The organism is Pseudomonas sp. LPB4.O, from assembly GCF_038383825.1.
Taxonomy (GTDB): Bacteria; Pseudomonadota; Gammaproteobacteria; order Pseudomonadales; family Pseudomonadaceae; genus Aquipseudomonas; species Aquipseudomonas putida.
In genome coordinates, this window is record NZ_CP151298.1 from 3115888 (window position 1) to 3134489 (window position 18602).

Here is an 18602-nt window from a genome sequence, read left to right on the forward strand (position 1 = left end):
TATGGTGTCAGCTGCCGGTGTACTTCACCGCAGCAGCCGTACGCGAGCTGACCCCAAGCAGCTTGAGCAGCGACGAGACATGTATGCGCACGGTAAACGGGGAGATATTCAGGGCCTTGGCAATTTCCTTGTTGGTCTTGCCCTGGGCAATCAGCCGGAGTACTTCTTGCTGACGGTGGGTAAGTTGCCCCACTGCACATTCGCCACCGAGGTTGGGCAGCAAGCCTGAGGGCGCATACCTGACCAGCACCTCGCCATTGCGTATGGCGAGGATTGCCGCACCTATCTCATCTGCGGCGATGCTTTTGCCGATGAAGCCCTCGACTCCCGTAGCCATCACCTGCTCGACGATAGCGGGGTCGTCGACCATCGACACGATGATCAGCGTGGTGCGTCGAAACTGTTGGCGTAAACGCGCAAGGCACTGGATGTCCACCAGCCCGGGGAAACGCAGGTCGAGGATCAGGGTATCAGGTACTTCCCCGCCATCAGCCAAGGCCATTACTTCATCCAGGTTGCCGGCCTCTTCTATGCAGGCACCCGCAACCACGCGCTTTACAGTGCGTGCCAGGGCTTCCCTGAACAGCGGATGGTCATCCGCCACGATGATGCGACACGTCACGCTTGGCAACTCCCTGTAGCCGCAAGTGTAGAAGGCCATGCTAATTTAGCAGCCTCGGAGAAAGGGTGCTGCCTACGGATGGCAGCAATGCGACCCCGTGCACAGGGAGGCTGGCCATGGAGCTGGACAAGAACAACGAACTCGATCAAGCCAACCTGCGCGTGATCGTCGCCTGCTGTGCGCTGGTCTACATGACCGTGCTGGGCTTTCTGCCGGGCAGCTCGCTTGCGCCTTATCTGCCGGTCATCTACTACATCGTCACCTTTGTGCTGGTGTCCATCGGTTTGCGCCAGGCCATTGCCCGTTGGCCCGGGAATTACCCTTGGCGACGGGTACTGGGCATGGTGCATGACTACACCGGTACCTGCTTCGGCCTGGTGGTAGGTGGCGAGGCGGCGTTGCCGATCTATGCGGTGATGGTGTGGGTGAACCTGGGCAACGGCATGCGCTTCGGCTCGCGCTACCTGGCGATTGCCACGGTGCTGGCGCTGGCGGCGTTGCTGGTGGTGTACCAGATCACGCCTTACTGGCAGGCCAACCCGTTCATGGTGTTGATGTTGCTTACCACCAGCACGGTCATCCCGGTGTATGCGCACCTGCTGCTGGAGCGCACGCGCAAGGCCTCTGAACAGGCTGCGGCGGCCAACCGCGAGAAATCCCGCTTCTTGGCGCAGGCCAGCCACGACCTGCGCCAACCAATTCACTCTATCGGCCTGTTCACGGCATGCCTGCGCGAGGCGCAGCTGGGCGAAGAGGAGCGGCGACTGGTGGACAGCATCGACCGCTCGCTGCTCAATGTATCGCAGCTTTTTCGCTCGATTCTCGACCTTTACACCCTGGACAACGGGCGCGTGCAACCGCGCAGCGAGACATTCGCCCTGGCCGGATTTCTGGCGGAGCTGGTGCGTCAGAACACCGAGCCCGCCCGCTGGGCGGGGGTGGAGATACGCTTGCGGCCCTGCGCGTACTGGACGTGCACCGACCGCGGCATGTTGACGACCATGGTGCAGAACGTACTGTCCAACTGCTTCAAATATGCAGCGCATCGCCCGCTGCTGCTGGGGGTACGGCGCTGCGGCGAAGGCCTTGCCATCGTCGTTTATGACCAGGGGCGAGGCATAGACGAAGCGCATCAGCGGCTGGTGTTCGAAGAGTTCTACCGGGTACGCCAGGTACGCGACAACGATGTCGAGGGTGTGGGCCTGGGTTTGTCGATTGTGCGGCGGCTGGGGCATCTGATGGGCCTGACAGTAGAGCTGCGTTCGCGGCCAGGCCACGGCACAGCGGTCAGCCTGCAAGGCTTGCCGCGCCTCAGCGCTCAGCCAGCCCTGGTTGTGGGCGAGCGCTCGCCGGCAGCGGCCGGCCTGCTTGGCGGCTTGCGGGTATGCCTGGTGGAAGACGACCACAATGTGCTGCGGGCGACCTCGGCGCTGCTGCAGCGCTGGGGGTGCGAAGTGGAGGCGCATAGTTCGCCTGCTGGCTTGAGCAGCGATTGTGAAGTGATCGTTGCCGATTATGACTTGGGGCAGGAGGCAACCGGGCTCGACTGCATCGACCAGTTGCGGGCCCAGCGCGGCTGGGACGTACCCGCGTTGATCATGACCGGGCATGACCCGGAGAAGATTCAGGCAGCGGTGCATGAGCGCAATATCGCCGTGCTTTCCAAGCCGGTACGCCCAGCTGAACTGCGTGCGGCCCTGCGCGCATTGCGCGAGGAGCCTGCGGCGCCGGCGCTTTAGACCGGCGCAAGGGCGCAGGGGCTGTGCGTGGGTTATTGCAGGATGACCGCCTGGCCTTCCTTCATGCAGGACGGCGTTGGCTCGTACAGGCCCATGCCGGCCAGCGCGACGATGCCACCGCTGGGCATCTGGCACTCGTACCGGCCTTTGGCGGTGGTGGCGGTGTAGTAGGTGATGGTGCTGTCACTGCGCACGTCGGCGACGTTCGAAACCTTGGTGTTCAGAATGAACTCGGTGCGCTGCTTGAGCGTGTCTTCGGAGGGTTTGATGGTCTGGCAGCCGGCGACGCCGGCCAGGAGGGCGGCACTGAGGACGAGCTTGAGGGCGTGCATGATGCGAGCTTCCTTGGCGTTGTTATCGCTGGACTATAACGCCGAGGGGCGAGGTGGGCGATTAGGGCAGATGTACGAGGTGGCCCTTGGCCTTTATGTAACCTGTGCGTGCCTCTTCGCGGTCCGATTTACCCGCGAAGAGGCACGCGAGGTCAACAAATCACTCAGGCTGTTTCAGCACCAAGGTCAGGATGTCATAGCTGGCCACCAGCTCACCCAGCTGGTTGGTCACCTCCACATCCCACGCCACCACACCCTGCGGCTGGCCCAGCGGGCTGGTCTTGCCCTGGTCGATCTTGCGCTTGCAGGTGAGGCGCGCCTGAATGGTATCGCCGATGCCCACCGGGTTGATGAAACGCAGGGTGTCCAGGCCATAGTTGGCCAGTACTGGCCCGGCGCCAGGCGAGACGAACAGGCCGGCAGCTGCCGACAGAACGAAATAGCCGTGAGCAATGCGTTTACCGAACTGCGATTGCTTGGCGGCGATTTCGTCGAAGTGCATGTAGAAGTGGTCACCCGACAGGCAGCCGAAGTTGACCAGGTCCGCTTCGGTGACGGTGCGGCGATGGGTGAGCAGGGATTCACCGATGCGCAGTTGCTCGAAGTAGCGGCGGAACGGGTGCACTTCAGTCTCGATCACTTCACCACCGCGTACGTATTCGCCGGTGACTGCCGTAAGCATGCTTGGCGAGCCCTGTACGGCGGCGCGTTGCAGGTAGTGCTTGACCGCGCGCAAGCCACCCAGCTCTTCACCGCCACCGGCCCTGCCCGGGCCGCCATGCTTGAGCTGCGGCAGAGGCGAGCCGTGGCCGGTGGATTCCTTGGCGGCTTCGCTGTCGAGTACCAGCAGGCGGCCATGCCAGGCAGCCGCCACCGGAATGGCCTTGGCAGCGATGCTGCGGTCGGCGGTGACCAGTGTCGCCACCAGGCTGCCTTTGCCTCGGGCGGCCAGCGCCAAAGCTTCGTCGAGATCGTCATAGGCCATCAGCGTGCTGACCGGGCCGAACGCTTCGATATCGTGGGCGCCGCCTTCGGCATGCGGATCGCGGGCCTGCAGCAGGGTCGGGGCAAAGAATGCACCCTCGGCCACGCCCTCGCCACGCGGAGCAAAGCCATCGCTGGCGCCGAACAGCTGATCACAACTCTTTAGCAGGCTGCGCACCCGCTCGGCCACGTCGTGCTGCTGGTCGTGAGAGGCCAGGGCGCCCATGCGTACGCCTTCCAGCGACGGGTCACCCACTACCACCTTGCTCAAACGCTCGCGCAAGCGCGTGGCAACGGCGTCGATGTGCTTGGCCGGCACGATGGCGCGGCGGATGGCGGTGCACTTCTGCCCGGCCTTGGTGGTCATTTCACGCACCACCTCCTTGATGTACAGGTCGAACTCTTCGCTGTCTGGCGTTACGTCCGGGCCGAGGATGGCGCAGTTCAGCGAGTCGGCTTCGGCGGTGAACGGTACCGAATTACGTATCAGGTTCGGCGTGACGCGCAATTTGGCGGCGGTATCGGCGGAACCGGTGAAGGTCACCACGTCCTGGCCTTGCAGGCGGTCGAGCAGGTCGCCGGTGCTGCCGATCACCAATTGCAGGCTGCCCTCTGGCAGCAGGCCGGAGGCGTTCATCAGGCGGACGACGGCTTCGGTCAGGTAGCTGGTGGAAGTTGCCGGCTTGACGATGCACGGCATGCCCGCCAGGAAGGTCGGGGCGAACTTTTCCAGCATGCCCCAGATGGGGAAGTTGAAGGCGTTGATGTGCACCGCCACCCCTGCGCGCGGCACCAGGATGTGGCTGCCGGCAAAGTGACCTTGCTTGCCCAGCGGGATGGCCGGGCCCTCGTGTACCAGGTTGCCCGACGGCAGCTCGCGGCTGCCGATGCCGGCATAGGCGAACAACGTGGCGTTGCCGCCTTCGATGTCGATCCAGCTGTCGGCACGGGTGGCGCCGCTATGGTGCGACAGGGTGTACAGCTGCTCCTTGCGTTCGGCCAGGTACAGGGCCAGCGCTTTCAGGCGTGCAGCGCGTTGCTGGAAGTCCATGGCCATCAGGCTGGCCAGGCCGCGAGCACGCGCGAAGTCGACGGCTTCGGCGAAGTCCGGGCGCTCTTCGTGGCTGTAGGCCAGTACGTGGCCGTCGAGGGCGCTGCGCAGGGCCTGGGCGCCGTGCTGGCCGAGCCAGCGGCCGGCGATGAAGCTTTGCAGGGTAGGGGCGGCAGACATGCTGTTCTCCATGCTGTTCAAATGTAAGGGGGCGCTGTTACCACAGCGCCAGGGTGTAGCCGATGATCAGGCGGTTTTCGTCAACGGCGTTGGTCAGGCCATTGCCGGAACGGAAGGTGACGTTGCGCCAGCGCAGGCTGACGTCCTTGAACGGGCCGCTCTGGATGACGTAGGTGATGTCGGTGTCGCGCTCGCGCTCGCGGCCATTGCTGACCGTGGCGGTTTCGGCGTGGCGGCCGTCGGTGTAGCGGGTCATGAAGCTCAGCCCGGGGATGCCCATCGCGACAAAGTCGTAGTCATAGCGCACTTGCCAGGAGTCCAGCCCGGCGCGGGTGAAGGTGTTGTAGGTCACCAGGTTGACGGTGAACGGGTCGCCGCCGTTGACGAACGGGAAGGCACTGTCGCCCGACATCTGTTGCCAGGTGGCGGTGAACTTGTGCGCCCGCACGCCGAGGGTGAACATGGCGTTGAAGTTACGGTTGTCGATGTTGCCGGCAAGCTCGGCGCCGTCGTTGCGGCTGTCGAAGTAGCGCAGGTCGCTGCGCAGGCTCACGCCTTCGCTCAAGGGACGGGTATCGATCAGGCCGACGAACTGCTGGCGGTAGATGTCCTCGAGCTTGGCGTAGTAGTAGCTGACGCTGGTTTGCGGGGTGATGGCGTAGCTGCCACCGCCAAAGTCCAGGTGGTCACTGCTGGCAGCGCCATAGCCGATGTCGTCGCGGCCCGAGGAGTCGCGCAGGTTGGCCTTGGTCAGGCGGCCGGCGTTGAAGGTTAGGCCATCGACATCCTGGCTGGTCAGCAGGCCGCCCTGGAAGGTGGACGCGAGCAGGCGGGTGTCGTTGTAGACCACCACCGGCAAGATTGGCTGCAAGGTGCCCAGGCGCAGGGTGCTTTTGGACACGCGGATTTTGCCGGTCAGGCCCAGTTCGCTGTAATCATCAACAGGTTCGTGGCTGTTCGGGCCGAAGGGCAGCAGCCCGGTATTGCGGCGGTCGCGGCTGGAGTCGAGCTTGATACCCAGCTGGCCCACGGCGTCAACGCCAAAGCCGACCGGGCCCTCGGTGAAGCCGGACTCCAGCTTGGCAGTAAAGCCCTGGCCCCATTCCTCTGCCTTGGCCTGCGGGGCGTTGCTCTGGCGAAAGTCGCGGTTGATGTAGTGGTTGCGCAGCTCCAGCCGTGCGTGGCTGTCGCCGATGAAATCGGCCATCGCCGGCACTGGCAACGCAAGGGTGGCCAGGCAGGCGGCTGACATGAAATGAGTGCGGTTCATTGTTGTTGTTTTACCCGACATGGTTGTTCGTCCTTGAGGTCAGTGCTTGCTGGCGCCGGCAGCGCCGATACCGGTCATGGAGCGGATGAACTGGGCCAGGTAGCGGCCTCGCTCTTCACTGGCACGTTCGGAGCTGTCGGTAACCGAGAACACCCACGCACTGAGGAATGCCAGGCTCATGGAGAACAACGCCGGGTTGCTGTACGGGAACAGCGCTTTCTCGTGATGCAGCACGTTGACCCACACTGCCGGGCCCAGTACTACCAGCAGCACCGCCGACGCCAGGCCGGCCATGCTGCCGCACACCGCGCCGCGAGTGGTCAGGCCCTTCCAGAACATCGAAAGGAGCAGTACCGGGAAGTTGACCGAGGCAGCCACCGCCAGCACCAGGCCGGAGAGGAAGGCGATGTTCTGCGACTCGAACATCAGGCCGAGCAGCACCGCCAGCAGGCCGATCAGCAGGGTGGCAATACGCGATACGCGCATTTCCTCCTGCTCGGTGGCCTTGCCTTGGCGGATCACGCAGGCATACAGGTCGTGGGAGACCGCCGATGCGCCGGACAGCGCCAGGCCGGCGACCACGGCCAGGATGGTGGCAAAGGCCACAGCGGAGATGAAGCCAAGGAACAGGTTGCCACCGACAGCCTGGGCCAGGTGCACGGCGATCATGTTGCCGCCGCCAATGATTGCACCGGTGGCGTCGCGGTAGGACGGCTCGGTGCCGACCATCACGATGGCACCAAAGCCGATGACGATCAGCAGCAGGTAGAAGTAACCGATGAAACCAGTGGCGTAGAACACGCTCTTGCGTGCTTCCTTGGCATCACTGACGGTGAAGAAGCGCATCAGGATATGCGGCAGGCCGGCGGTGCCGAACATCATGCCCAAGCCGAGGGAAATGGCATCCACCGGGTTGGACAGCAGGCCGCCCGGGGCCATGATGGCCTGGCCCTTGGCATGCACGGCCACGGCGCTGGCGAACATGGCCTCGGTGCTGAAGCCAAAGTGCTTGAGCACCATGAAGGCCATGAAGCTGGTGCCCGACAGCAGCATCACCGCCTTGATGATCTGCACCCAAGTGGTGGCGAGCATGCCGCCGAAGGTGACATAGGCAACCATCAGTACACCGACCAGCATCACGGCGTACAGGTAGCTGATGCCGAACAGCAGCTCGATCAGCTTGCCGGCGCCGACCATCTGCGCCACCAGGTACATCAGCGCCACGACCAGGGTGCCGAACGCCGAAGTCAGGCGCACCGGGGTTTGTGCCAGGCGATAACTGACTACGTCGGCAAAGGTGTACTTGCCCAGGTTGCGCAGGCGTTCGGCAATCAGGAACAGAATGATCGGCCAGCCGGCCAGCACGCCCAGGGCATACAACAGGCCGTCATAGCCGTTCATGAACATCATCGCGGAAATGCCCAGGAAGGAGGCGGCGCTGATCATGTCGCCGGCAATCGCCAGGCCGTTCTGCATGCCGGTCAGGCCCCCACCGGCGGTATAGAAGTCGCTGGCCGAGCGGGTGCGCAAGGCCGCCCAGCGGGTGACCAGCAGGGTGAAGCAGACGAACACCATGAACATCGAGATGGCGGTCCAGTTCATTGTGCACACTCCTGCTTGACCTTTTCGTTGAGCGGGTCGAGCACATTGTTGGCGCGGTGTACGTAGATGCCGGTCAGGGCGAAGGACAGCAGCACCATTAGCACCCCCACCAGCATGCCGACGGTGGTCACACCGCCGCTAAGGGATTGGCCAAGCGTGCTGGGAGAGAACGCCACCAACAGGACGAAGCCGTAGTAGATCACCAGCATGGCCAGGGTCAGGCTGCCGTTGAGGCGGCGCTTACGCCGCACCAGGTGTTGGAAATCGGGATGGTTGGCGATGCTTTCTATGCGTTCGGGTGTCATGGCAAGCGATCTCTTGGTTTTGTAATTGTTTTGTTGAGGTCACGCGGGTGTTGCGGCAAAGGGCCTCTTCGCGGGCATGCCCGCGAAGCAGGCGGCGCGGTCTTAAAGCTGGTCGAAGTCGAGCACCACCGTGTCGCTCACCGGGTAGGTCTGGCACGACAGCACATACCCGGCTGCCACTTCGTAGTCTTCCAAGGCATGGTTGCTGTCCATTTCCACTTCGCCCTCGATCACCCGGCACTTGCAGGTCGAGCACACGCCGGCCTTGCACGAGTAGGGCAGCTCGGCACCGATGGCGTTGCCGGCGTCCAGCACGTTCTGGGTGTTGCGTGGCAAGTCGAAGGTGAGGGCACGGCCGTCGCTGATCACGGTGATGTGGCTGCGCGCGGAATCTACCTGGCGCGCGGCCTCACGGGCTTCGCGGCGGGTTTCGCTGCCGGCGGCGGCGAACAGCTCGAAGTGGATGCGCTCCTTGCCCAGGCCATTGGCCTGCAGGCTGTCACGTACGGTTTCGGTCATCGCCTGGGGCCCGCAGATGAAGGCGGCGTCCAGGCCTGGCACATCCAGCCAACGGGAGAACAGCTGGCCGCACTTGTCGGCATCGATGCGACCGTTGTACAGGTCGACATCCTGCTGCTCGCGGCTGAACACGAAAATCAGGTTCAGCCGGTCGAGGTAGCGGTTTTTCAGGTCCTCGAGCTTGTCGCGGAACAGCGCGCCAGAGCTGGAGCGGTTGCCGTACAGCAAGGTGAAGCGGCTGTGCGGCTCACTGTCCAGGGTGGTGCCAATAATCGACAGGATTGGGGTAATGCCGCTACCAGCGGCCACGCCCAGGTAATTGCCCTGGCGGGCAGCGTCCAGCGGCACGAAGAAGCTGCCCGCTGGCGGCATCACCTCCAGTTGCTGGCCGGCCTTGAGCACTTCGTTGGCAAACGCCGAGAAACGCCCGCCTGGCACGCGCTTGACGGCCACGCGGAGCTCGCCGTCCTGCACGGCGCTGCAGATAGAGTAAGAGCGGCGGACCTCTTCGTTGTCCAGTTGCGTGCGCATGACCAGGTACTGGCCCTGGGTAAAGCGGAACTGCGCCTGCAGGTGCTCGGGCACGTCGAAGGCAATCGAAACCGCATCACGGGTTTCGTTGCGCACTTGCTTGATGGTCAGGCTGTGAAACTGGCTCATGGCGTTCTCCACGGCTCAAATGCATTTGAAATAGTCGAACGGCTCCAGGCACTCGCGGCAGCGGTACAGCGCCTTGCAAGCGGTGGAACCGAACTGGCTGAGCAATTCGGTATGGGCGCTGCCGCACTGCGGGCAGCACACCTGGGGTGCTTCTCCTAGCAGGCTGCGCTTGCTGGCGCTGCCTTGCGGCGGAGCGATGCCGTAGAGGCGCAGGCGCTCGCGGCCCAGCTCGCTGATCCAGTCGGTGCTCCAGGCCGGGGTCAACCGGCGCTCAAGATCCGGTGCGGGGAAGCCCGCCTGCTCCAGCGCCTGGCGGATATCACCCTCGATCACCTCGGTGGCCGGGCAGCCGGAGTAGGTCGGCGTGACCACCAGGTGCAGGTGGCCGGCGCGCCAGTCGAGGTCGCGGACTATTCCCAGGTCGACCACGCTGACCACTGGCACTTCGGGGTCCATGACCTGGGCAAGGACCTCCCAGGCCCGGGCCAGGTCGTCGCCGCGTGGCGGCCGCGCGCCACGGTCGCCGGCAATCAGCTCACCAGGTTGCATCGGGGTAAGCCCTTGGCAGGAACTGCATCTCGGCCAGCAGCAGGCCCAGGTGCTCGGTGTGCAGGCCTTTGCGACTGTCCAGGTAGAAGTGGCTGGCGGCCTTGGGCAGCGGCAGCTCAACCGAAGCGAAAGTCTCGCTCACCTGTTTGAGCCACGCGGCACCCACAGTTGCCGGGGCGGCGGCAATACCCGCTTCGGCCAACCGCACCTCGTTGTCGCTGGCGGCCGTCAGTTCGACGGTGAAGCGCCACAGTGCCGGAATGGCGGCGAGCATGCGTTGGCGGCTTTCTTCTGTACCGCCCCCCATGCGCTGTACCCACTCGCTGGAACGGCGCAGGTGGTAGGTGACTTCCTTGAGTGCCTTGGCGGCGATACCGGCGATACGCTCGTCGCGGGACCCGACCAAGCCCTGTAGCACGGCGAAGTGCCAGGCGTCGTAGAGGAACTGCTTGGTCATGGTCACGGCGAAATCACCGTTGGGTTGCTCGACCAGCAGCAGGTTGCGGTAGGCGCGCTCGTCTCGGCGGAAGGCCAGGGCGTCGGCGTCGCGACCGTCGTCAAGCACTTCGGCTGCGTATTCCAGCCAGTTGCGCGCCTGGCCGACCAGGTCGAGGCCAACGTTCATCAGGGCCAGCTCTTCTTCGATGGCAGGGGCGTGGCCACACCATTCGCAGAGGCGCTGGCCTTGGACCAGGGCACTGTCGCCGAGCAGCAACAGGTAAGGGATCAGGGCTTCGTTGTGCATGGCCAACCTCACATGTGTCCGACTTCATCGGGCAGCTCGTAGAAGCTGGCATGGCGGTAAACCTTGTCGTCCGAAGGAGCGAACAGCGGGTCTTTCTCGTCGGGGGAGGAGGCGGTGATCAGCGCCGAAGGCACCACCCACAGGCTGACGCCCTCGCTGCGGCGGGTGTACAGCTCGCGGGCATTTTCGATGGCCATGGCGGCATCGGCGGCGTGCACGCTGCCGACATGCTTGTGGTTAAGGCCGTGCTTGCTGCGCACGAACACTTCGTAGAGGGTCCAGACAGACATTTTCGATCTCCGCATCAATCGCCGCTCAGGCGGCGTTCTTGTTCTGTTGCTTGCGCGCGTAGGCCACGGCGGCCTCGCGTACCCAGGCGCCGTCCTCGATGGCTTTGCGGCGGGTGGCGACACGTTCCTGGTTGCACGGGCCGTTGCCCTTGATCACTTCGTAGAACTCGTCCCACTGGATTTCGCCGAAGTCGTAGTGACCGCGCTCGGCGTTCCACTTCAGTTCCGGGTCGGGGGCGGTGCAGCCGAGCAGTTCGAGCTGCGGCACGGTCTGGTCGATGAAACGCTGGCGCAGTTCATCGTTGGTCTGGCGCTTGATCTTCCAGGCCATGGACTGTGCGCTGTTCGGGGAGTGTTCGTCGCTGGGGCCGAACATCATCAGCGATGGCCACCACAGGCGATTGATCGCGTCCTGGACCATGTCGCGCTGGGCCTGTGTGCCGTGACGCATCATGGTCAGGAGGATTTCGTAGCCCTGGCGCTGGTGAAAGCTCTCTTCCTTGCAGATACGGACCATTGCGCGGGAGTAGGGGCCATAGGAGGTGCGCTGCAGCACCACCTGGTTGACGATTGCGGCCCCATCCACCAGCCAGCCCACTGCGCCCATGTCGGCCCAGCTGAGGGTGGGGTAGTTGAAGATGCTCGAATACTTCGCCTTGCCGCTGTGCAGCTTGGCGATCTCCTCGTCGCGGTCGGCGCCCAGGGTCTCCATGGCGCTGTACAGGTACAGGCCGTGGCCGGCCTCGTCCTGGATCTTTGCCATCAGTTGCAGCTTGCGCTTGAGGCTAGGCGCGCGGGTGACCCAGTTACCTTCGGGCAGCATGCCGACGATTTCCGAGTGGGCGTGCTGGGAAATCTGCCGGATCAAGGTCTGGCGGTAGGCCTCGGGCATCCAGTTCTTGGCTTCGATCTTGATTTCGGCGTCGATCTTTTCCTGGAAGTTGCGTTCCTCGGGGGACATTTCTTCCAGCGACTTGACGCGCTTGACTCCGGTTTCCACTAGCTGTGCGTACATGTGGTGCGACTCCTGCTAAGGCATGAGTCATTTGTAAGCGATACAAAACATAACGTCAAACAGTATTAGGTGTATCAGATAAGATTTGTGTATCGCTTTTCGGCCTCTTCGCGGGTAAACCCGCTCCCACAGGGGTTGCGCGGCACCTGCAAGCGCGCATAAAACGCAAAAAAAAGCCCCGGACTATGCCGGGGCCGAAAAGGCAGCCGAATGAATCAGCTGGCCAACCGTTTGTCGTACACGTGGCACGCCTTGCCCTCGGAACGCTTGAGCGTGCCGCAAGGCTGCAGGTGCACCTGGGTGCTGATGCCGATGTAGGTCTTGATCTGTTTGCTCAGCTCCCCGATAACCAGCTTGCGCTGGCCTTCATCGAGTTGCTGGCACTCCGCACGCAACTCAACATGCACCTCTACGCTGTCCAGGTTGCCGTTGCGATACAAATGAACCTCATACATCTCGGAAAGTTGTTTTATTTTTAATACCTGTTCCTCGATCTGGGTCGGGAACACATTGACGCCGCGAATGATCAGCATGTCGTCACTGCGCCCGGTGATCTTGCCGATCCGCCGCATCGGCCTGGCGGTGCCGGGCAGCAGGCGGGTGAGGTCACGGGTGCGGTAGCGCACCATCGGCAGCGCCTCTTTGCTTAGCGACGTGAACACCAGTTCGCCCAGCTGACCGTCTGGCAATACTTCGCCGGTGACCGGGTCGATGATTTCGGGGTAGAAGTGGTCTTCCCATATGGTCGGGCCGTCCTTGGTTTCGATGCATTCCATGGCCACCCCGGGGCCCATGATTTCCGACAAACCATAGATGTCGAGGGCATTGATGCCCAGGCGCTGCTCGATCGAGCGGCGTAGTTCATCGGTCCAAGGTTCGGCACCGAAAATGCCCAGGCGTAGCTTGAGGTCATGCGGCTCGATGCCCTGGCGCTCAATCTCGTCGGCCAGGTTGAGCATGTAGGACGGTGTGACCATGATGATGTCGGGCTGAAAGTCGCGGATCAGCTGCACCTGCTTCTCGGTCTGGCCACCCGACATCGGGATTACCGTACAGCCCAGGCGCTCGGCGCCGTAGTGCGCACCAAGCCCGCCAGTGAAAAGCCCATAGCCGTAGGAAACATGCACCTTGTCGCCCTTGCGTCCGCCGGCCGCACGGATCGAGCGCGCCACGACGTTGGCCCAGGTGTTGATGTCATTCTGGGTGTAACCGACCACCGTCGGCTTGCCGGTGGTGCCGCTGGAAGCATGCAGGCGCACCACCTCTTCCTGGGGGACGGCGAACATCCCGTAGGGGTAGTTGTCGCGCAGGTCGTTCTTGCCGGTGAAGGGGAACTTCGCCAGGTCTTCCAGGCACGTGAGGTCGTCGGGGTGGGCGCCGCATTCGGCAAAGCGCTGGCGGTACAGCGGCACATTGTCGTAGGCGTGCTTCAGGCTCCAGCGCAGGCGCTCCAGCTGGTGCTGGCGCAGGGCGTCGACACTGGCGGTTTCCATCGGGTCCAACAGGGCACGGTCGGCATCATGGTACATGTTCATGGCTTCACTCGAATTGTTCTTGTACGCCGCGCGCCAGCGGTTGCAAGCCACGCGGTGAGTGTCATGAGCGCAGCATATACGGCTGCGTTCGGTTCGGTAACAGGCTGATGGTCTGACCCGCTCAGAGGCGCTCGATGACCATGGCTATGCCTTGGCCAACCCCGATGCACATGGTGCAAAGGGCATAGCGCCCGGCGGTTACTTCCAGCTCGTGGAGGGCGGTTGTAACCAGACGGGCACCACTCATGCCCAGTGGATGGCCGAGGGCGATGGCTCCGCCGTTGCGGTTGACCCGGGGGTCGTCGTCGGCCAGGCCCAGCTCGCGCAACACTGCCAAGCCCTGGGCGGCGAACGCTTCGTTGAGTTCGATGACGTCCAGGTCGGCCAACGACAATCCCGTAAGCCCAAGCACCTTCCGGGTTGCGGGTACCGGGCCGATGCCCATCAGCCGTGGCTCAACGCCGGCCACCGCCATGCCGACGATACGACCGCGGGCTTTCAGGCCATGGCGCCGGGCAGCGGCGCTGCTGGCCAGCAGCAGTGCACAGGCGCCGTCGTTGACGCCGGAGGCATTGCCGGCGGTGACGCTACCGCCCTCACGGAATGGCGTGCCGAGGCGGGCCAGTTGTTCCAGCGTCGTGTCGCCGCGCGGATGCTCGTCGTGCTCCACCCGTTTGGCCGGTCCTTTACGCTGCGGGATCTCGACCGGTACGATTTCTTGCGCCAGGCGGCCGCAGGCCTGAGCTGCAGCCGCCTTGTGCTGGCTGCGCAGGGCGAAGGCATCCTGATCGACGCGGGAAATGCCAAACTGTTCAGCCACGTTCTCGGCAGTTTCCGGCATCGAATCGGTGCCGTAGGCAGCCTTCATCAGTGGGTTGACGAAGCGCCAACCGATGGTGGTGTCGAACGACTCCGCTGCGCGGCCGAACGCCTGCTCCGACTTACCCATCACGAAGGGTGCACGCGACATCGACTCTACGCCGCCAGCCAGCATCAGCCCGGCTTCACCGCAGCGCAGGGCGCGGGCCGCGTTGCCGATGGCGTCCAGGCCGGAACCACACAGTCGGTTGATCGTGGTCCCGGGCACTTCCATCGGCAGCCCGGCCAGAAGGCTGGCCATGTGCGCCACGTTGCGGTTGTCTTCGCCGGCCTGGTTGGCACAGCCGAGGATCACGTCGTCGATCGCTTTCCAGTCAAGCTCGGGGTGGCGCTGGATCAAGGCCTTCAGCGGAATGGCGGCGAGGTCGTCGGCACGTACGCCGCTCAAGGCCCCGGCATAGCGGCCGATGGGGGTGCGCACGGCGTCGATGATCAAGGCATCGGCGAGGGTGTGTTCAGTCATCTTGCGTCTCCTGCGCCAGCACGGTGCCGCGCACTTTGTAGGATTTGCCATGGAACATCGCCACCAGCTCACCGCGCTGGTTGTGGATGCGCACGTCGTACAGGCCGGTGCGGCCTTTGCGGCTGACCTCGCTGGCGTCGGCGGTGAGCACGTCATCGCGCAATGCCGGGGCCAGATAGTCAATGCTGCAGCCCAGCGCCACGGTGGCCTGGTCATAGCTGTTACAGGCAAAAGCAAACGCAGAGTCGGCCAGGGTGAAGAGGAACCCGCCATGGCACGTGCCGTGGCCCTGGATCATGTCGGCGCGTACCGTCATACGCAGGCTTGCCCGGCCCGGGCCGGCATCCAGCAGGCTGATACCCAGGCCCTGGGTGGCCGGGTCGCGGGCATACATGGCGTCGGCACAGGCTTGTGCCAGTTCGAGTTCAGTCATGCAGGGTGCCTCCTTTGGCCTCGCAGCGACGTAACAACAGGGAAGGGCGGTAGCGGCTCTCGCCATAGCTGCGCTGCAGGTTGTCGAGCACGCGCAGGGTGTGGGCAATACCGATGTTGGTCGCCCAGGCCAGCGGGCCGCAGGGGTAATTGACACCGGCGCGCATGGCCAGGTCGATGTCGCCGGCGCTGCCGACGCCCTGCAGCACGGCATCGGCGGCCTCGTTGGCGAGCATTGCCACGGTGCGCAGTACCACCAGGCCGGGCAGGTCGGCGACCGCAGTGACCTTGAGGCCGGCCCGCTGCAGCAGCGCCACCGCCTGGTCGCGGGCGCTTTCTGTGGTATCGCCCGACCAGCTGATGGCAATCCGCGAGGCAGTGCTGTAGTCCAGCGCGAGGTCGAGCAGCACCAGGTTGCGCAGGCCATCTTCACGGGCGCGCTGGCTAGCGAGGCGGCCATCGGACAATGCCAGGGTGGCATCACCGACCTGGATCACGCCGCTACCGGCACGCTGGGTTACGACGATGCCGTTCTGGCGCAGGCGTTCGACCAGTGGCTGCAGTACACCCAGTTGCCCCTCGATAACGCAGGCTTCGGCCTTGGTGGAGCTGTGCAATTCGACCGGTGCAGGGCGCTCGGCGCCTTCGGCGTAGCTATAGAAGCCTTGCCCAGTCTTGCGGCCGAGGCGGCCGGCATCCACCAGCTCTTTTTGCACCAGTGAAGGCTGGAAGCGGAAGTCCCCATAGAACGCATCGAACACTGAGCACGTAACGGCGTAGTTGACGTCGTGGCCGATCAGGTCGGTAAGCTCGAACGCCCCCATGCGGAAGCCACCCGCATCGCGAAGCAGCGCATCAAGGCTGGCGCAGTCCGCTGCGCCTTCCTGTAGCAGGCGCAGGCTCTCGGCATAGAAAGGCCGTGCCACACGGTTGACGATAAAGCCCGGTGTCGAGCGCGTTTGCACCGGCTGCTTGCCCCAGGCCTGGGCGGTGTCGTAGATACGCGCGGCCACTGCCGGTTCGGTTGCCAGGCCTGACACCACCTCGACCAGCGCCATCAGCGGTGCCGGGTTGAAGAAGTGCATGCCCACCACCTGCTGTGGGCGTGCAAGGTCTGCAGCCAGGCTGGTAATGGACAGCGATGAAGTGTTGCTGGCCATGATGCAATCAGCCGTGCACAGAGCTTCTAGCTGGCTGAAGAGCGCCTGCTTGACCTGCAGGTTCTCGACGATGGCTTCGATCACCAGGCCGGCATCAGCCAATGCTTCGAGCGTGTCGACCGGGCATAGCCGAAGGCTGATCATTTCGCGCTCTACGGCCTGCAGCTTGCCTTTTTCCACTAGCCGGGCGAGTTGCCGTTCTATACCGGCCACTGCCTGGGCGGCAGCCCCCGGGCGGTTGTCGTAAAGCTTTACCGGGTGACCGGCCTGGGCGGCGACCTGGGCGATGCCGGCGCCCATGGCACCGGCACCGATCACCGCTACTTGCACTGTGCTTGCGAGTGCGCCCATGTTCAGCGCCCCTTGAATGCGGGTGTGCGCTTGTTCATGAAGGCGCTCACGCCTTCACGGTAGTCCTCGCTGCGCCCGGCCAAGCGTTGCAGGTCGCGCTCGAGTTCCAGTTGTTCATCGAAGCCGTTGTCGAAACTGGCATTGAGGCTGCGCTTGATCAGCGCAAGGCCATAGGTGGGCTGGCTGGCGAGCTGGCGAGCGAGGGTGAGGGCTTCGTCGCGCAGTGCGGCATCGTCCACCACGCGGTGGATCAGCCCCCATTGCTGGGCCTGTTCGGCACCAAGCCGCTCGCCCAGCATGGCCAGTGCTTTAGCCCGCGCCATGCCGACCAGGCGCGGCAGCAACCAGGTACCACCAGAGTCCGGCACCAGGCCGATCTTGCAAAATGCCTGAATGAAGCTGGCCGATCGCCCGGCCAGCACCAAGTCGCAGGCCAGTGGGATGTTGGCACCGGCGCCGGCGGCCACACCATTTACCGCACAGATCACCGGCAGCGGCAGGTCGCGCAGGGTGCGCACCAACGGGTTGTAGAACTTGTCGATCGATTCGCCCAGGTCTGGCACCTCGGCGTCTGGGGCAACGTTACGGTCGGACAGGTCCTGGCCGGCGCAAAAGCCGCGGCCCTCAGCCGTCAGCAACAGCACCCGTGCATCACTGCTCTGGCGAACTTGCTTGAGGGCTTCGCGCACTTCAAGGTGCATGGCGGCGTTGAAGCTGTTCAGTTGCTCTGGGCGGTTCAAGGAGAGGAAGGCGACGCCGTCCTCGATGGAAAACAGGATGTGCTGGAAAGTCATGACAGACTCGCTCCGTCAGTCGAGGGGTAAATGATCAGCGGCCTTGGAAGCGCGCCGGGCGCTTTTCCTGAAAGGCCCGAATGCCTTCGTCACGGTCGGCGGTGCCGGCCAGCAGGGTGAATGCATGGCGTTCGAAGCGCAGGCCACTGGCCAGGTCGGTATCACCGGCCTTGAGCAGCGCCTCTTTTGCCAGGCGCACTGCCAGCGGCGCCTTGGCGGCGATGTTGCGGGCGATCTGCATGGCGCGTTCTACGGTGAATTCGGGCTGGGTTATTTCGCTGACCAGGCCGGCTTGCTGGGCGTGACGGGCGGTGATGGCTTCGCCGGTCAGCACCATCTGCATGGCCAGCGGCTTGCCGACGGCACGCAACAGGCGCTGTGTGCCGCCAGCACCGGGGATGATGCCGAGGTTGATCTCCGGCTGGCCGAAGCGGGCGTCGGTACCGGCGATGACGATGTCGGCACACATCACTAATTCGCAACCGCCACCCAGGGCGTAGCCGTTGACCGCCGCAATCAGCGGCTTGGCAAACGCGGCGATACGTTGCCAGTGGGCTACTCGAGGGTCGTTGAGGATGCCGACCAGGTCGCGCTCGGCCATTTCGCGGATGTCAGCGCCTGCGGCGAACGCCTTGCGGCTGCCGGTGAGCACCACAGCGCCTATCTGGTCATCCCGGGCGGCTGCGTCGAGCGCAGTGGCCAGCTCTGCCAGTAACTCGGTACACAGGGCGTTCAGTGCCTCGGGCCGTTGCAGGGTAATGAGCTGAACGCCGTTTTCCGGCGCCGGCACATCGAGATATCGCGGCATGTCGGGTTCCTCTGGCTGCACGCACGGCACATCGTGGGGCCGGCATTTCTTGGAATTGTTTGCAGGGGCGTGACGCTGGATCACGACCAGGTGGGGGGCAGTATATGCATTACGTGATACGTGAATGCAACACTAGAAATAGTTTTGCGTATCTCTTCCTGCTAATTATAGTGTTGCTGTCGTGCAGTGAAAAATCCGTATTCGGCGATTATCATTGCGAGTTCGCTGATCTTATTGCCAGTTTTGCAGAGAAAGCCTAGCGAATAGGAAGTGATACACGACTACGCCGATTGACGACCAAATATTTTTTGATACAA

At 63.7% G+C, this 18602-nt stretch carries 17 protein-coding genes and 1 pseudogene; 1 reads left to right on the forward strand and 17 read right to left on the reverse strand.

Translation table 11 applies throughout. From position 1 onward, the window contains the following. Positions 1-7 precede the first annotated feature (7 nt). Complete coding sequence (locus MRBLPB4O_RS13920) at positions 8-622, reverse strand: response regulator transcription factor (RefSeq protein WP_341795554.1); 615 nt, start codon at positions 620-622, stop codon at positions 8-10. Positions 623-738: 116 nt separating this feature from the next. Between MRBLPB4O_RS13920 and MRBLPB4O_RS13925 the strand changes: the two genes are divergently transcribed. Beyond that, complete coding sequence (locus MRBLPB4O_RS13925; RefSeq protein WP_341795555.1) at positions 739-2361, forward strand: hybrid sensor histidine kinase/response regulator; 1623 nt, start codon at positions 739-741, stop codon at positions 2359-2361. A 32-nt stretch (positions 2362-2393) separates the two neighbouring features. On the opposite strand, the gene MRBLPB4O_RS13930 is transcribed toward MRBLPB4O_RS13925, so the two are convergent. The 16 genes and pseudogenes from MRBLPB4O_RS13930 to paaF all read right to left on the reverse strand — a co-directional run bounded on the left by MRBLPB4O_RS13930 (position 2394) and on the right by paaF (position 18285). Beyond that, positions 2394-2693: a hypothetical protein gene (locus MRBLPB4O_RS13930; RefSeq protein WP_341795556.1), complete on the reverse strand. Its 300-nt coding sequence runs from the start codon at positions 2691-2693 to the stop codon at positions 2394-2396. Between the two features lie 160 nt (positions 2694-2853). Further along, positions 2854-4908 (reverse strand): phenylacetic acid degradation bifunctional protein PaaZ, encoded by a 2055-nt coding sequence (paaZ, locus tag MRBLPB4O_RS13935; protein ID WP_341795557.1) that lies wholly within the window; start codon positions 4906-4908, stop codon positions 2854-2856. A 37-nt stretch (positions 4909-4945) separates the two neighbouring features. Further along, positions 4946-6178 carry an OprD family porin gene (locus MRBLPB4O_RS13940; RefSeq protein WP_341795558.1) on the reverse strand — a complete coding sequence of 411 codons (1233 nt, stop codon included), beginning with the start codon at positions 6176-6178 and terminating at the stop codon, positions 4946-4948. A gap of 39 nt (positions 6179-6217) precedes the next feature. Further along, positions 6218-7780, reverse strand: a pseudogene (locus MRBLPB4O_RS13945) (cation acetate symporter); the annotation flags it as partial. Beyond that, complete coding sequence (locus tag MRBLPB4O_RS13950) at positions 7777-8085, reverse strand: DUF485 domain-containing protein (RefSeq protein WP_016499671.1); 309 nt, start codon at positions 8083-8085, stop codon at positions 7777-7779. The pseudogene MRBLPB4O_RS13945 and the gene MRBLPB4O_RS13950, both read right to left, overlap by 4 nt. A 102-nt stretch (positions 8086-8187) precedes the next feature. Beyond that, positions 8188-9264 carry a 1,2-phenylacetyl-CoA epoxidase subunit PaaE gene (gene paaE, locus MRBLPB4O_RS13955; RefSeq protein ID WP_341795559.1) on the reverse strand — a complete coding sequence of 359 codons (1077 nt, stop codon included), beginning with the start codon at positions 9262-9264 and terminating at the stop codon, positions 8188-8190. Between the two features lie 15 nt (positions 9265-9279). Continuing rightward, the gene (paaD, locus tag MRBLPB4O_RS13960) at positions 9280-9813 is read right to left on the reverse strand and encodes a 1,2-phenylacetyl-CoA epoxidase subunit PaaD (RefSeq protein ID WP_258911890.1); all 534 of its coding nucleotides are present in this window, start codon (positions 9811-9813) and stop codon (positions 9280-9282) included. Beyond that, on the reverse strand, positions 9800-10558 hold the full coding sequence (paaC, locus tag MRBLPB4O_RS13965; protein ID WP_341795560.1) for a 1,2-phenylacetyl-CoA epoxidase subunit PaaC: 759 nt from the start codon (positions 10556-10558) through the stop codon (positions 9800-9802). The genes paaD and paaC overlap by 14 nt, the downstream gene beginning before the upstream one ends. Positions 10559-10566: 8 nt before the next feature. Next, positions 10567-10848, reverse strand: a complete 282-nt coding sequence (gene paaB / locus MRBLPB4O_RS13970; RefSeq protein ID WP_004374528.1) for a 1,2-phenylacetyl-CoA epoxidase subunit PaaB — start codon at positions 10846-10848, stop codon at positions 10567-10569. A gap of 25 nt (positions 10849-10873) precedes the next feature. Next, on the reverse strand, positions 10874-11863 hold the full coding sequence (gene paaA / locus MRBLPB4O_RS13975) for a 1,2-phenylacetyl-CoA epoxidase subunit PaaA (protein WP_049276226.1): 990 nt from the start codon (positions 11861-11863) through the stop codon (positions 10874-10876). Positions 11864-12078: 215 nt separating this feature from the next. Next, on the reverse strand, positions 12079-13398 hold the full coding sequence (gene paaK, locus MRBLPB4O_RS13980; protein WP_341795561.1) for a phenylacetate--CoA ligase PaaK: 1320 nt from the start codon (positions 13396-13398) through the stop codon (positions 12079-12081). Between the two features lie 121 nt (positions 13399-13519). Beyond that, positions 13520-14740: a 3-oxoadipyl-CoA thiolase gene (gene pcaF, locus MRBLPB4O_RS13985; protein WP_341795562.1), complete on the reverse strand. Its 1221-nt coding sequence runs from the start codon at positions 14738-14740 to the stop codon at positions 13520-13522. Then, positions 14733-15173 carry a hydroxyphenylacetyl-CoA thioesterase PaaI gene (paaI, locus tag MRBLPB4O_RS13990; RefSeq protein WP_341795563.1) on the reverse strand — a complete coding sequence of 147 codons (441 nt, stop codon included), beginning with the start codon at positions 15171-15173 and terminating at the stop codon, positions 14733-14735. The genes pcaF and paaI overlap by 8 nt, the downstream gene beginning before the upstream one ends. Then, complete coding sequence (gene paaH / locus MRBLPB4O_RS13995; protein ID WP_341795564.1) at positions 15166-16683, reverse strand: 3-hydroxyacyl-CoA dehydrogenase PaaH; 1518 nt, start codon at positions 16681-16683, stop codon at positions 15166-15168. The genes paaI and paaH overlap by 8 nt, the downstream gene beginning before the upstream one ends. 2 nt (positions 16684-16685) lie before the next feature. Continuing rightward, positions 16686-17477: a 2-(1,2-epoxy-1,2-dihydrophenyl)acetyl-CoA isomerase PaaG gene (gene paaG / locus MRBLPB4O_RS14000; RefSeq protein ID WP_049277884.1), complete on the reverse strand. Its 792-nt coding sequence runs from the start codon at positions 17475-17477 to the stop codon at positions 16686-16688. A 34-nt stretch (positions 17478-17511) separates the two neighbouring features. Continuing rightward, a complete protein-coding gene (gene paaF, locus MRBLPB4O_RS14005) occupies positions 17512-18285 on the reverse strand; it encodes a 2,3-dehydroadipyl-CoA hydratase PaaF (RefSeq protein WP_341795565.1) in 774 nt (257 codons plus the stop codon). Positions 18286-18602 lie beyond the last annotated feature (317 nt).

Excerpts from the sequence above, each read along its gene's own strand:
- paaD (WP_258911890.1), bottom strand. The coding sequence starts at position 9,813 with ATGCAACCTGGTGAGCTGATTGCCGGCGACCGTGGCGCGCGGCCGCCA.
- paaE (WP_341795559.1), bottom strand. The coding sequence starts at position 9,264 with ATGAGCCAGTTTCACAGCCTGACCATCAAGCAAGTGCGCAACGAAACC.
- paaK (WP_341795561.1), bottom strand. The coding sequence starts at position 13,398 with ATGAACATGTACCATGATGCCGACCGTGCCCTGTTGGACCCGATGGAA.
- paaH (WP_341795564.1), bottom strand. The coding sequence starts at position 16,683 with ATGGGCGCACTCGCAAGCACAGTGCAAGTAGCGGTGATCGGTGCCGGT.
- paaF (WP_341795565.1), bottom strand. The coding sequence starts at position 18,285 with ATGCCGCGATATCTCGATGTGCCGGCGCCGGAAAACGGCGTTCAGCTC.
- MRBLPB4O_RS13940 (WP_341795558.1), bottom strand. The coding sequence starts at position 6,178 with ATGAACCGCACTCATTTCATGTCAGCCGCCTGCCTGGCCACCCTTGCG.
- MRBLPB4O_RS13930 (WP_341795556.1), bottom strand. The coding sequence starts at position 2,693 with ATGCACGCCCTCAAGCTCGTCCTCAGTGCCGCCCTCCTGGCCGGCGTC.
- MRBLPB4O_RS13950 (WP_016499671.1), bottom strand. The coding sequence starts at position 8,085 with ATGACACCCGAACGCATAGAAAGCATCGCCAACCATCCCGATTTCCAA.
- paaZ (WP_341795557.1), bottom strand. The coding sequence starts at position 4,908 with ATGTCTGCCGCCCCTACCCTGCAAAGCTTCATCGCCGGCCGCTGGCTC.
- paaI (WP_341795563.1), bottom strand. The coding sequence starts at position 15,173 with ATGACTGAACTCGAACTGGCACAAGCCTGTGCCGACGCCATGTATGCC.
- pcaF (WP_341795562.1), bottom strand. The coding sequence starts at position 14,740 with ATGACTGAACACACCCTCGCCGATGCCTTGATCATCGACGCCGTGCGC.
- paaG (WP_049277884.1), bottom strand. The coding sequence starts at position 17,477 with ATGACTTTCCAGCACATCCTGTTTTCCATCGAGGACGGCGTCGCCTTC.
- paaC (WP_341795560.1), bottom strand. The coding sequence starts at position 10,558 with ATGCACAACGAAGCCCTGATCCCTTACCTGTTGCTGCTCGGCGACAGT.
- paaB (WP_004374528.1), bottom strand. The coding sequence starts at position 10,848 with ATGTCTGTCTGGACCCTCTACGAAGTGTTCGTGCGCAGCAAGCACGGC.
- MRBLPB4O_RS13925 (WP_341795555.1), top strand. The coding sequence starts at position 739 with ATGGAGCTGGACAAGAACAACGAACTCGATCAAGCCAACCTGCGCGTG.
- paaA (WP_049276226.1), bottom strand. The coding sequence starts at position 11,863 with ATGTACGCACAGCTAGTGGAAACCGGAGTCAAGCGCGTCAAGTCGCTG.